This is a genomic window from Krasilnikovia sp. MM14-A1259 (assembly GCF_047159535.1).
Lineage (GTDB): Bacteria > Actinomycetota > Actinomycetes > Mycobacteriales > Micromonosporaceae > Actinoplanes.
On record NZ_BAAGAJ010000002.1, the window covers coordinates 2,603,778 to 2,616,414 of the forward strand.

9 protein-coding genes are annotated in these 12,637 nt (G+C 71.1%); 4 read left to right on the forward strand and 5 right to left on the reverse strand.

The window, feature by feature from the left end:
* Positions 1 to 22: 22 nt before the first annotated feature.
* Positions 23 to 1,423: a GH1 family beta-glucosidase gene (locus ACMCNK_RS11490; RefSeq protein ID WP_412736381.1), complete on the forward strand. Its 1,401-nt coding sequence runs from the start codon at positions 23 to 25 to the stop codon at positions 1,421 to 1,423.
* A gap of 33 nt (positions 1,424 to 1,456) precedes the next feature.
* On the opposite strand, the gene ACMCNK_RS11495 is transcribed toward ACMCNK_RS11490, so the two are convergent.
* Entirely contained in the window at positions 1,457 to 2,677 is a 1,221-nt protein-coding gene (locus ACMCNK_RS11495) for an ROK family protein (RefSeq protein WP_412736382.1), read from the reverse strand.
* A gap of 126 nt (positions 2,678 to 2,803) precedes the next feature.
* On the opposite strand from ACMCNK_RS11495, the gene ACMCNK_RS11500 reads away from it, so the two are divergent.
* Positions 2,804 to 3,634, forward strand: a complete 831-nt coding sequence (locus ACMCNK_RS11500; protein ID WP_412736383.1) for a class I SAM-dependent methyltransferase — start codon at positions 2,804 to 2,806, stop codon at positions 3,632 to 3,634.
* On the opposite strand, the gene ACMCNK_RS11505 is transcribed toward ACMCNK_RS11500, so the two are convergent.
* A complete protein-coding gene (locus ACMCNK_RS11505) occupies positions 3,628 to 5,178 on the reverse strand; it encodes a methyl-accepting chemotaxis protein (protein ID WP_412736384.1) in 1,551 nt (516 codons plus the stop codon). The two genes, ACMCNK_RS11500 and ACMCNK_RS11505, sit on opposite strands and share 7 nt — an antisense overlap.
* 524 nt (positions 5,179 to 5,702) lie before the next feature.
* Here ACMCNK_RS11505 and ACMCNK_RS11510 point away from each other — a divergent pair.
* The gene (locus ACMCNK_RS11510) at positions 5,703 to 6,137 is read left to right on the forward strand and encodes a tyrosinase family oxidase copper chaperone (protein WP_412736385.1); all 435 of its coding nucleotides are present in this window, start codon (positions 5,703 to 5,705) and stop codon (positions 6,135 to 6,137) included.
* 42 nt (positions 6,138 to 6,179) lie between these two features.
* Positions 6,180 to 6,998 carry a tyrosinase MelC2 gene (gene melC2 / locus ACMCNK_RS11515; RefSeq protein ID WP_412736386.1) on the forward strand — a complete coding sequence of 273 codons (819 nt, stop codon included), beginning with the start codon at positions 6,180 to 6,182 and terminating at the stop codon, positions 6,996 to 6,998.
* Between the two features lie 97 nt (positions 6,999 to 7,095).
* Here the strand turns inward: melC2 and ACMCNK_RS11520 are convergent, their stop codons facing one another.
* The 3 genes from ACMCNK_RS11520 to ACMCNK_RS11530 form a co-directional block, all read right to left on the reverse strand.
* Positions 7,096 to 9,618, reverse strand: a complete 2,523-nt coding sequence (locus ACMCNK_RS11520) for a DNA topoisomerase (ATP-hydrolyzing) subunit A (protein WP_412736387.1) — start codon at positions 9,616 to 9,618, stop codon at positions 7,096 to 7,098.
* A 28-nt stretch (positions 9,619 to 9,646) separates the two neighbouring features.
* Positions 9,647 to 11,704, reverse strand: coding sequence for a DNA gyrase/topoisomerase IV subunit B (locus ACMCNK_RS11525; RefSeq protein ID WP_412736388.1), 2,058 nt, complete (start codon positions 11,702 to 11,704; stop codon positions 9,647 to 9,649).
* A 152-nt stretch (positions 11,705 to 11,856) separates the two neighbouring features.
* Positions 11,857 to 12,462, reverse strand: a complete 606-nt coding sequence (locus tag ACMCNK_RS11530) for an adenylate/guanylate cyclase domain-containing protein (protein WP_412736389.1) — start codon at positions 12,460 to 12,462, stop codon at positions 11,857 to 11,859.
* Positions 12,463 to 12,637: the final 175 nt, after the last annotated feature.

Consider the following 12,637-nt stretch of genomic DNA (forward strand, 5'->3'; position numbering starts at 1 on the left):
CTCCCCCACGCTCAGGAGAACCATGAACCCCACCGCCACCACCCCTGCCCCGCTGCCGTCCACCGTCGCGTTCCCCCCGTCGTTCAAGTGGGGCGTGGCCACGTCGTCGTACCAGATCGAGGGCGCCGTCGCCGAGGACGGCCGCACACCGTCCATCTGGGACACGTTCAGCCGCGTTCCCGGCGCGGTGACCGGCGGCGACCACGGCGACGTCGCGTGCGACCACTACCACCGGATGCCCGAGGACGTGGCGCTGATCAGGAGCCTCGGCGTCGACACGTACCGGTTCTCGGTGGCCTGGCCCCGGGTGCAGCCGCACGGGCGCGGCCCGGTCAACGCGGCTGGCCTCGGTTTCTACGACCGGCTGGTGGACGAACTGCTCGGCGCGGGCGTCGACCCGTGGGTCACGCTGTACCACTGGGACCTGCCGCAGGAGCTGGAGGATTCGGGCGGCTGGCCGAACCGGGACACCGCGTACCGGTTCGCCGACTACGCGATGCTGGTGTTCGACCGGCTCAGCGACCGGGTCGACACGTTCACCACGCTCAACGAGCCGTGGTGCTCGGCGTGGCTCGGCTACCACACCGGGGTGCACGCCCCCGGACGGCGCGAGCCCGCCGCAGCCATGGCCGCGACCCACCACCTGCTGCTCGGCCACGGCCTGGCGACCCAACGGATGCGCGCGGCGGCGACCCGGCCGATGACGCTGGGCATCACGCTCAACATGGGTACGGCCGACCCGGCCACGGACAGCCCCGCCGACCGGGACGCGGCTCGCCGCGCGGACGGGATGGGCACGCGGATCTACCTGGACCCGCTGCGCAAGGGCGAGTACCCCGCCGACATCGTGGCCGACCTGGCGGAAGACGGCATCACGCTGCCGGTTCAGGACGGCGACCTGGAGATCATTTCGACGCCGTTCGAGGTGCTCGGGGTGAACTTCTACTTCGGGCAGGACTTCAGCGGCACGGACGAGCAGGGCAACACCCGCGACGCCGACGGGTCGCCGATCGTCCGGCCCGTACTGCCGGACGGGTCCCGCACCGGGATGGACTGGCCGATCACGCCGGAACGCTTCACCCGGCTCCTGGTCCGGTTGCACGAGGACTACCCCGCCCTGGCGATGGTCGTCACCGAGAACGGGGCCGCGTTCCACGACGAGGCGGACGCGGACGGGTTCGTGCGCGACGACGGGCGGACCGCGTACCTGGCCGAGCACATCACGGCGGTGGCGCAGGCCCGGGCGCAGGGCGCGGACGTGCGCGGCTACTTCGCCTGGTCGCTGATGGACAACTTCGAATGGGCGTACGGGTACGCGCAGCGTTTCGGCATCGTGCACGTCGACTACGCCACCCAGAAGCGCACCCCGAAGCAGAGCGCCCTGTGGTACCGCGACACCATCACCCGCCTGCGCAACAACTGAACGCACGCCCGCCCGCGGGCGGCACCGGAGGAATCAGCGCGCCGGGTGCCGCCCGCGGGCCGCAGCGGCGGGCAGGCCACCGTCGGCCAGCAGGCGTGCGATCGGCAGGGTGGCCGCGCCCATCGCCACCGCGTCCGGGCCGAGCTGACAGACCTCGATCCGGGTCTTCGAGTACGGCTGCCGCAGCGCGTTTCGTGCCGTGGCGGCCCGGATGTCCGGCAGGAACCGCTCTCCCAGCGCCAAGCCGGTCCGGCCGCCCAGCACGATCCGCTCCGGGCTGAACAGGTTGACCAGGCCCGCGATGCCGGCGCCCAGATAGCCGACCGTCTCCGCCACGACCTCGGCCACCGGCGGCGGCAGCGGGTGGTCCCCGGCCAGCAGGCGGGTGAGCAGCATCGGGTCGGCGGGCTCCCCGGCCGCCTCCGCGAGCCGCCGGATCACCCGGTCCGCCCCGATGTACGCCTCCAGGCAGCCGCGTGCCCCGCACCGGCACCGGTCGCCGTCGTACACGAGCGTGGTGTGTCCCCACTCCCCTGCGCTGCTGCTCGCGCCGCGGTAGTTGCGCCCGTCCATCACCACCGCCGCCCCCACGCCGGTGCCGACCAGCAGGATCACGGCGTGCCGCGCGCCCCGGCCGGCGCCGAACCACATCTCGGCCTGCCCGACGGTCTTCGCGCCGTTCTCCACGAACACCGGGACATCCGTGGCGGCCCGCAGCATCGCCCCGAGCGGGACACCGTCCCAGCCGGTGGTCTGCGCGTACACGACCGCGTCGGCGCCGGAGTCCACGACGCCGGCGACGCCGATGCCGTACCCGAGGACGGCGTCCGGGTCGACCTCCGCCTGCGCGACGACCACGCCCAGGCCTTCGATCAGCTTGGCGACGGCCAGGCCGGGGTCGCGGCCGCGCTCGCCCAGGTCGTACGAGGCCACGCCGAGTCGGGACATGGCCAGGTCGTACAGCTCCACGAGCACGCGGGTGTCGCCGACGTCGGCGCCCACGACGTACCCGAAGCCGGGGGCGACCCGCAGTAGCGCCCGCGGCCGGCCGCCGTCCGAGCCGACCAGACCCGCCTCCTCGACCAGGCCCTCCTCGATCATCTCGCCGACGAGGTTGCTGATGCTGGCCTGGCTCAGCGCGGTGGTGTCGCCGAGCTGCTGGCGGCTCTGCCGTCCGCCGTGGAACAGGTCCGTGAGCAGACTGGCCCGGTTGGCCCGGCGCACATCCCGCACCGTCGTACGCCTGGATTCCACGCGCGCACCACCCCCGCATTCACGTCCGCCGAACCGACACCCCACGGTATCGCCCGCCACGATGCCGGGGACTCGGGTGCGAAACCCCCGGCCCGGCACCCCTGACCTGCAGTACGGTCAGGCCCCATGACCGACTACCGCGACGTGAACCGGGCCAACTGGGACGAGCGGGCCGACGCGCACGCCGCGTCGGCGGATTACGGCGTGGCCGCGTTCGAGACCGATCCGGCGCACCTCAGCAAGGTCGTCCGATTCGACGTGCCGCTGCTCGGCGACATCGCCGGGCTGCGCGGGGTGCACCTGCAGTGCCACATCGGCACGGACACGTTGTCGCTGGCCCGCCTGGGCGCCACCATGACCGGGGTGGACTTTTCGCCGCGCTCGCTGGCGCAGGCGCGGCGGCTGGCGCAGCGCGCCGGCCCGCCGGTGGAGTTCGTGGAGTCGGACGTGTACGCCGCCCCCGACGTGCTCGGCCGCGGCGGCTTCGACCTGGTGTACACCGGCGTCGGCGCGCTGTGCTGGCTGCCGGACGTGCACCGCTGGGCGCAGACCGTGGCGTCGCTGCTACGCCCCGGCGGGCGGCTGTTCCTGCGCGAGGGCCATCCCGTGCTGTGGGCGCTGGACTACGAACGCGACGACGACCTGCTGGTGCTGTCCGAGCCGTACTTCGAAACCGCACAACCGCAGGTGTACGACGAGCCCGGCACGTACGTCGACACCGATGTCGAGTTCACCCACACCGTGACCCACGAGTGGAACCACGGTCTGGGCGAGATCGTCACCGCCGTGCTGGCGGCGGGGCTGACCGTGACCGGCCTGGTCGAGCACCGCAGCGTGCCGTGGGAGGCGCTGCCGGGGCGGATGCACCGCGACGACGCCGGGGAGTGGCAGCTCACCGACCGCCCGGACCGCCTGCCGCACACGTACACGCTGCAGGCGGTCCGGGCCGGTCAGTAACGGAAGCGGGCGACCAGGCCGCGCAGCCCGTCGGCCATCTCCGCGAGTTCCTGCGCGGTCTGCTGGGAGGCGGCGGCGTCGCGGCTCGTGGTGGTCGTGACGTCCGCGACCCCGGCGATGTTGCCGGCGATCTCGCCGCTGGCATCGGCGGCCTGGGTCACGCTGCGGCTGATCTCGGCGGACGTGGCGCGCTGCTGCTCCACCGCGGCCGCGATCATCGACTGGTACTCGTTGACCCGGCCGATGACGTCGCTGATCGTTTCGATGGCCTCGACCGCGGAGGCCGAGTCGGCCTGGATCGCCTCGACCCGCCGCACGATGTCCTCGGTGGCGCGCGCGGTGTCCTGGGCCAGGTCCTTGACCTCGCTCGCGACCACGGCGAAGCCCTTGCCGGCCTCGCCGGCCCGGGCCGCCTCGATGGTGGCGTTGAGGGCCAGCAGGTTGGTCTGCTCGGCGATCTCGGTGATCGCGTTCACGACGTTGCCGATCTCGATGGAGGACTCCCCGAGCCGGGCCATGATCTGTCCGGTCGCCTGCGCGCTGGTCACGGCGTCGGCGGCGACCAGCGCGGCCTCGCTGGTGTTCTGGGCGATCTCACCGATGGAGGCACCCATCTCGTCCGTGCCGGTGGCGACCTGGCTGACGCTGTCGGAGACCTGGGCGGCCGACCCGGAAACCAGCGTGGCCTGGGCGTGCGCCTCGTCGGCCGAGGTGGCGATGCGGCGGGCGACCGTGGACATGCTGGCCGCCGAGGAGGCGACCGTGTCGGCCGAGCCGGCCAGGGTGCGGACGGTCTCCCGTACGCTGCGGATCGCGGTGTTGAGGAGCCCGGCCATGCGGCCGAGTTCGTCGCGTGCGGACACCTCGGCCTCCCGCGACAGGTCGCCGTCGGCCATGGCACCGAGCACCCGGCTGACCGCGCCGAGCGGGCGCAGAATGCTGCGGGCCACGAGCACACCGATCAGGGCCAGCAGGGCCACACCGACGCCGGCGACCGCGCCCAGCGTCCAGACCGCGTCGTGGCGCTGCGCGCCGACCGCGTCGGAGGCGGCGGACGAGCGGGCCTGCAGCGCGTCGGCCACCGCGGGCAGGTCGTGCTCGATCGCCGCGAACGCGTCCTGGAAGGCGGCCAGCGTCTGCGGCGTACGGTTGCCCGCCAGCGCCGCGTCGACGGTCTTGCGGCCGAGGTCGAGGTACGTGTCCACCTCGGGCACGACCTTGGTGGCGGCCGCGCGGACCTCGGGGAACATCGACGGCGCCGCGAAGCCGCGCACGCCGTCGCGCAGGATGGCGGAGTGCTCCGTCAGGTTGCCGCGGATCTCGTCGTCGTCCCCGCTGTCGGTGCTGAGCAGCGCCCGCTGTACGTCGCCGCGGACCGCGTCGTGGGCCATGTCGGATTCCAGCGACACCCGCGACATGCGGGCCACCCGGTTGAGCTCCCGGGCCTTGTCGCCCGCCTTCTCCAGGGCGATCAGGCCGGTGGCGGCGACGCCCACCAGCGCGATGAGGCCGACGGCCACCAGCGCGGCGAGTTTGGTCCGCACCGACCGGTCAGCGACCCATCTGGCAAATGTGCTCATTCTCGACCCCCGTGGATAGGAGAGATCCCCCTTACGAGGGCTATCGCCCACCGCCGATCACGGGCTTAGCCCTCCACGGCGCAATCCCACAGGAAGAGACGGCAGACACGTACGTGCGTGAACGGTCTGACGGATCAACCGTCGCCATGAGAGCTTGCTCACCAGCCACTTAGGCGCCCATCGAGACAGCGACGCTCAGTGACATCCAGGCATCGTCATGTGTCGTTGTGTTTGCCGCCGCGACCGGCCCCGCAGTCGCCGAACGCGCCGATGCGTGACGTGGCAGGCAACCTGCCGCACACGGCCGTCCCGCGGGCCACTGGCAGGCCGGGTTGCCCACTCAAGATCGTCATTGCTAGCTTCCTACCCGCTCAACGCGCGCCGAAGATTCCTCGGAAGAACGTCGAATCAGCTGATGATTCGATGCTCGTCTTGCCATTCTTCCGAAGATCTTTGCCGCCAGGTGAACTTATGGGGGAGGAAGACACGTGACCACGATCAATCGTCGCGAGCTGCTCAAGCTCGCCGGCGCCGGCACGGTGGCCGTTGGTACCGGCGCCATGGGGCTCCAGGTGCTCACCGCGGGCGGCTCCCAGGCCGCCCCCGCACGCGACGCCGAGACCGCTGCCACCTCCGGCGAGCGCTTCGCCGAGGTCTACAAGGGCCGCCGCATCGAGGCCACCGCGGCCGCCGGCGCGGCACCTCGCGCCGCCCGCAGCCTCGCCGCCGCGCCGGCACCCACCGAGGCCGCCGCACCGAACGTGCTCATCGACGGCGTGCCCCTGCACGTCATGGTCAACGCGGACGGCACGTACACCAGCGTCGTCAACCACTACCAGACCTTCCGCTCGCTGCGTGAGGTCTCCCGCGCCGCGGTCGACGAACTCGACGGCGCCGCGCTCGAACACGTCCACCACGGCTGACCGCTGCCGACCACCCACGCACCGAAAGGCCGACCCACCACCATGGGCGTACGCAAGAACCAGCGTGACCTGAGCGCCGACGAGAAGCGCGCCTTCGTCAACGCCGTGCTCGAGCTCAAGAAGCGCGGCCGGTACGACGAGTTCGTCCGCACCCACAACACGTTCATCCTCAACGACAGCGACACCGGCAACCGCGTCGGACACCGCTCGCCGTCGTTCCTGCCGTGGCACCGGCAGTTCCTGCTCGACTTCGAGCGGGCCCTGCAGTCCATCGACTCCAGCGTGAACCTGCCGTACTGGAACTGGAGCACCGACGGCGCCAGCTCGACGCTGTGGGGCGACGACTTCCTCGGCGGCAACGGGCGCGACTCCGACAACCAGGTCATGACCGGGCCGTTCGCGTTCAGCGGTGGCAACTGGACGATCAACGTCCGCACCGACCGGCGCAACTTCCTGCGCCGCGAGCTCGGCGCCAGCGGCCAGCCGCTGCCCACCGCCAGCGACGTGCGGACCGTGCTCGCCCAGACCCGGTACGACGTGGCGCCGTGGAACAGCAGCTCCACCACCGGCTTCCGCAACCTGATCGAAGGATGGCGCGGGCCGAACATCCACAACCGCGTGCACGTCTGGGTCGGCGGCGACATGACCTCCGGCACGTCGCCCAACGACCCCGTCTTCTGGCTGCACCACTGCCACATCGACAAGCTGTGGTCCGACTGGCAGAAGGCCCACCCCAGCTCCGGCTACCTGCCCACCGGGGGCACCACCAACGTGGTCGACCTCAACGACACGATGGCGCCGTGGAACACCGTGCGCCCGTCGGACATGCTCGACCACACCCCCTGGTACACGTACGCCTGATCGGGGGCGCGCCGCGGTGGCCTCCGGGCCGCCGCGGCGCGCGTTTGTCGTTCAGTCCCTCTCGGCCAGGCCCGCCCTCTCGGCCAGGCCCGCTCGATCAGTCGCGCTCGATCAGGTGCCCGACGATCTGCGGGCCCATCATGACCGCCTCACCCGAGCCGTCCCGGCGCTCGTCCGGATCCGGCAGCTCCACCGGGTCGCCCGTGGCACTGGAACCGACCGGGCGCGGACCCACCCAGGCCACCGCGAGCCGCGACTCCCCCTTCAGGAAACGCTGCACGCGCACCCCACCGGTCGCCCGCCCCTTCGCCGGGTACTTCGCGAACGGCGTCAGCTTCACCTGATGACCGGTGGACGTCACCACCATCGGCTCACCGTGCTCCGGATCGTCGGTGTGCACCGCGTGGAACGCGATCACCTCGGCCCCGGCCGCCAGGCTCACCCCGGCCATGCCGCCGCCCTTGAGGCCCTGCGGGCGCACCAGCTTCGCCCCGAACCGCAGCAGCGACGCATCCGACGTGACGAACACCAGCGACTCGGACCCGTCGGTGAGCCACGCGGCGCCGAGCACCTCGTCGCCCTCCTTGAGCGTGACCACCTCGAACTCGTCCGAGCGCACCGGCCACTCCGGGGCACACACCTTCACCACGCCGTGGCGGGTGCCCAGCGCGATGCCCGGCGAACCCTCCCCCGCCAACGGCGCCAGCCCGATCACCCGCTCCCCCGGCTCGAGCGGCACCAGCTCGGAGGCTGACATGCCGCCACGCAACGACACCGTGCCGGACTGCTCCGGCAACACCGGCAAGGGCAGCACATCGGTCTTGAACGCCCGGCCCTTGCTCGTCACCAGCAGCACCCGGCCACGGGCGGTGGAATGCACCACCGAATGCACCGCGTCGTGCTTGACCCGGCCGCTGCGGCGGCGCCCCTCCACGGACTCCTCGCTCTCGGCCGCCGTCCGCGCGATCAGCCCGGTGGCCGACAGGATGACCTGACACGGGTCGTCGGCCACCTCCAGCGGCCCGGCCGGCACGGACGCGGCCAGCACCTCCTTGAGGTCCCCGCCGATCAGCGTCGTGCGCCGGGCACCGGCGAACTCCGCCGCCACCGCGGACAGCTCGTCCGAGACCACCTGCCGCAGCACCGCCTCGTCGTCCAGGATCCGCGACAGTTCCGCGATCTCGGCGCGCAGCCGCTCCTGCTCGCTCTCCAGCTCGATCCGGTCGAACCGGGTCAACCGGCGCAACGGCGTGTCCAGAATGTACGTCGCCTGAATGTCGCTGAGACCGAACTCGCTGATCAGCCCCGCCTTCGCCGCCGCCGCGTCGTCACTGCCCCGGATCAGGGCCACCACCCGGTCGATGTCGATCAGCGCGATCAGCAGGCCGTCCACGAGGTGCAGACGGTCCTGCCGTTTCGTACGCCGGTGCGTCGTGCGCCGGGTCACCACCTCGTAGCGGTGCGCCAGGAACACCTCCAGCAGCTCCTTGAGGCCCAGCGTGCGCGGCTGACCGTCGACCAGCACCAGATTGTTGATGCCGAACGACGACTCCAGCGGCGTCAGCCGGTACAGGTCCGCCAGCAGCGCCTGCGGATTGACCCCCACCTTGCACTCGATGACCAGCCGGGTGCCGTGCTCGCGGTCCGTCAGGTCCTTCACGTCCGCGATGCCCTGCAGCCGCGGCGCCTGCCGCTGCCCCTTACGCGGACCCGAGACGATCAGTTTGCCCTTCACCTCGTCCGTGATCGCCTCGATGATCTTCTCGGCGCCCACCCCGTACGGCAGCTCCGTGACCGTGATGGCCTGGCGTCCCCGGCCGCCCTCCAGCGGCCCGGACTGGGCCCGCGCCCGCATCCGCACCACGCCGCGACCCGTCTCGTACGCCCGGCGCACCTCGTCCAGCCCCAGCAACTGGCCGCCCGTGGGCAGATCTGGACCCGGCACGAAACGCATCAGCGCGTCGAGGTCCGCATCCGGGTCCGTGATCAGGTGCTGCGCGGCGGCCACCACCTCGCCGAGGTTGTGCGGAATCATGTTGGTCGCCATGCCGACCGCGATGCCCGAAGTGCCGTTGACCAGCAGGTTCGGGAACGCCGCGGGCAGCACCCGCGGCTCCTGCTCGGAGCCGTCGTAGTTGGACTTGAAGTCGACCGTGCCCTCGCCCAGCTCGCCGACCAGCAGCATCGCCTCGGGCGACAGACGCGACTCGGTGTACCGCTCCGCGGCCGGCCCGTCGTCCGGCGAGCCGAAATTGCCGTGCCCGTCGATCAGCGGGTTGTTCAGCGAGAAGTCCTGCGCCAGCCGGACCAGGGCGTCGTAGATCGCCAGGTTGCCGTGCGGGTGGAAACGGCCCATCACGTCACCGGTGATTCGCGCCGACTTCACGTACGGCCGGTCGGGCCGGTGGCCCTGGTCGTACATCGAGAACAGGATGCGGCGGTGCACCGGCTTGAGGCCGTCGCGCGCGTCCGGCAGGGCCCGCGAGTGGATCACCGAGTACGCGTACTCCAGGTAGGAGTCCTCGACCTCGGTCGTCAGCGGATTGTCGATGACGCGGGCGCCCGCCTGATCGAACGCGGACGGGTCCACGCGCGACTGCTCGGCCTTGCGGCGTGCCATGTGCTGCTGTCTCCTCCCGGTACGCCGCTCAGGCGTCGATGGTTTCCTCGTCGATGCGGCCGGACGACTCGATCAGCCAGTTGCGGCGCGGCTCGACGCGCTCGCCCATGAGCAGTTCGAGCGTTTCCTCGGCGCGCTCCACGTCGTCCAGGGTGATCCGCCGCACGGCCCGGGTCGCCGGGTTCATCGTGGTGTCCCACAGCTCGTCGGCGTTCATCTCGCCGAGGCCCTTGAACCGCGGGACCGGCTTCTGCACCTGCCTGCCACGCTTCTCCAGCCGGGAGACGGTCGTCTCCATCTCCTGCTGGGTGTAGGTGTAGATCGTCTCGGAGTTGCGCCCCTTGGTGACCACTTTGTGCAGCGGCGGCATCGCGGCGAACAACCGGCCCGCCTCGATGACCGGGCGCATGTACCGGGCGAACAGCGTGATGAGCAGGGTCCGGATGTGCGAGCCGTCGACGTCGGCGTCCGCCATGATCATTACCCGGCCGTACCGCATGGCCGACAGATCGAACGTGCGCCCGGAACCCGCACCGAGCACCTGCACGATCGCGGAACACTCCGCGTTGTCGAGCACCTGCTGCAGGCTGGCCTTCTGGACGTTGAGGATCTTGCCGCGGATGGGCAACAATGCCTGATATTCGCTGGAACGCGCCATACGCGCTGTTCCTAATGCGGAGTCCCCTTCGACGATATATACCTCACTACGGGCGATTCCGGTAGATCGGCAGTCGACCAGTTTCGGGGGCATCGAGGCGCCTTCGAGCGCGGTCTTGCGCCGCGCCGCGTCCTTCTGCTGCTTCTGGGTCAGCCGCACCCGGGCCGCGTCGACGATCTTCTGCAGCACCGTACGGGCCTCGGCCTTGGTGCGCCGCCCCTCCAGCCACTCCTTCAGATGCGACTCGACCAGGCCCTGCAGCACCCGGGTGATGCCCGCGGTGGACAGCTCGTCCTTGGTCTGCGAGGTGAACTGCGGCTCCGGGATCCGCACGTGGATGACCGCGGTCATACCCTCCAGCAGGTCGTCCAGGACCGGCGGGTCTTCCTTGGGCTTGAGCAGGCCACGGGCGTTACGGATCGCGTCGGTCAGCGCCCGGACCAGGGCCCGGTCGAACCCCTTGCGGTGGGTGCCGCCGTGCATGTTGCGGATCGTGTTGGTGAAGCATTCCACCGTACGCTCGTAGCCGGTGCCCCAGCGGAACGCGATCTCCACCTCGGCGCGGCGCTCCACGTTGGACTGCATGACGCCGTTGGCGTCCGCGGCGTTCTCCTTGTACGTCCCCTCGCCGGTGACCAGCAGGATGCCGGAGACCGGCTTGTCGCCGGGCGGGGCCAGGAAATCCACCATGTCGGTGAGCCCGTTCGGGTAGTGGAACGTCTCCGTGGTGGGCTCGGGGCGGGTCTCGTCGCGCAGCGTGTACGTGACGCCGGGGACGAGGAACGCGGTGTTGCGCAGTTTGGCCCGCACGGACTCGGCGTCGAGGCGGGCGCCGCTCTCGAAGTAGCGGGTGTCGTACCAGTACCGCACGGAGGTGCCGGTGGCCTCGCCGCGTTTCATCCGGCGCACCATGCGCAGGCCGGACTCGCGGTGGAACTTCGCATCGGGGCCGGGGCCGTCGAAGACGCCGGGCACGCCGCGGTGGAACGACACCTCGTGGACCTTGCCGCCGCGTTTCACCGTGACGTCCAGGCGCAGGGACAGCGCGTTGACCGCGGAGGCGCCGACGCCGTGCAGGCCGCCGGAGGTCTTGTAGCCCGAGCCGCCGAACTTGCCGCCGGCGTGCAGCCGGGTCAGGACCAGCTCGACGCCGGTGAGGCCGGACTTCGCGTTGACGTCGGTGGGGATGCCGCGGCCGTCGTCGTCGACCTGCACGGAGCCGTCGGCGTGCAGGATGACCTCGACGGTGGTGGCGTGGCCGGCGACGCCCTCGTCGGTGGAGTTGTCGATGATCTCGTTGGCGAGGTGGTTGATGCCCCGGCTGCCGGTCGAGCCGATGTACATGCCCGGGCGCTTGCGCACCGCGTCGAGGCCCTCAAGGTGCGTGAGGTCGTCGGCCCCGTACAAGGTCTCCGGTTGCGCAGTCACGAGGTGGTACTCCCGAGCGTGGTGGCGATCGACCCGGCGAGCCTACCGGTCACCCCCGACGAGATTCGGGAGATGAGCGGGGTCGGCCCGGTCGCGCCCGGCCACAAGCCGGACAAAGCGGCTCGCAGGTGAGCCAGGACACGCTCGGGTGCTCAGGCGGCGGCCAGGATGCAGGGGGCGGCTTCCAGGGTCAGGGCGCGCCACAGCTCGACCGGCTGCGGCTTGCCGGCCATGGTCATCGGGGGCAGTTCCTGGTACGCGATCAGGGCGCCGGTGATCTGCCGGGTCTGGGCGCACACCACGACGGTGTCGTGCGGGGCGTACGTCTGCAGCCGCGACGCCGTGGTGACGACCCGCCCGCTGACCATGCCCTGCCCGCCGTCGCGGGTGGCGTCCAGGTCGACGATGACCTCGCCGGTGGCGACCCCGACCCGGGTACGCACGGTGTGCCGCCCGGCCAGCAGGCGCCCCCGCAGCGCCTGCTGGACGGCGAGCCCGGCCCGGACCGCGGCGTGCGCGGCGGCCGCCGGGTCTCCGGTGACGCCGAAGACCGCCATGACCGCGTCTCCGACGAACTTCTCGACCACCCCGCCGAAGCGGCGCACCACGGCCGAAACCTGGGCGAAGTACTCCATCTGGAGCTCCCGCACCTCGGCGCAGTCGAGCTCCTCGACCAGGGTGGTGAATCCGACGATGTCGATGAACAGGACCGTGACGTGCTGCCGACGGCACCTGTCGGGAGTCGTCACGACGCTCATGGCCACTTTCGTTCCTCCGGTCGGTCGCGTTGGTGTGTTCACGCTGCCAGCCGGGGCATTGCGGACGGATCCGCAGAACGACGTATCTGTGACAGAGGCATCGATGGTCAGTTTTGTGACGCAGAACAGACCGAACCGACGAGAACGTGCTACCCCCTCACGGTTTAGGCTGCCG

Bases quoted from the DNA above. Each gene is read 5' to 3' on its own strand.
- melC2 (WP_412736386.1), top strand. From the start codon at position 6,180: ATGGGCGTACGCAAGAACCAGCGTGACCTGAGCGCCGACGAGAAGCGC.
- ACMCNK_RS11500 (WP_412736383.1), top strand. From the start codon at position 2,804: ATGACCGACTACCGCGACGTGAACCGGGCCAACTGGGACGAGCGGGCC.
- ACMCNK_RS11490 (WP_412736381.1), top strand. From the start codon at position 23: ATGAACCCCACCGCCACCACCCCTGCCCCGCTGCCGTCCACCGTCGCG.
- ACMCNK_RS11520 (WP_412736387.1), bottom strand. From the start codon at position 9,618: ATGGCACGCCGCAAGGCCGAGCAGTCGCGCGTGGACCCGTCCGCGTTC.
- ACMCNK_RS11530 (WP_412736389.1), bottom strand. From the start codon at position 12,462: ATGAGCGTCGTGACGACTCCCGACAGGTGCCGTCGGCAGCACGTCACG.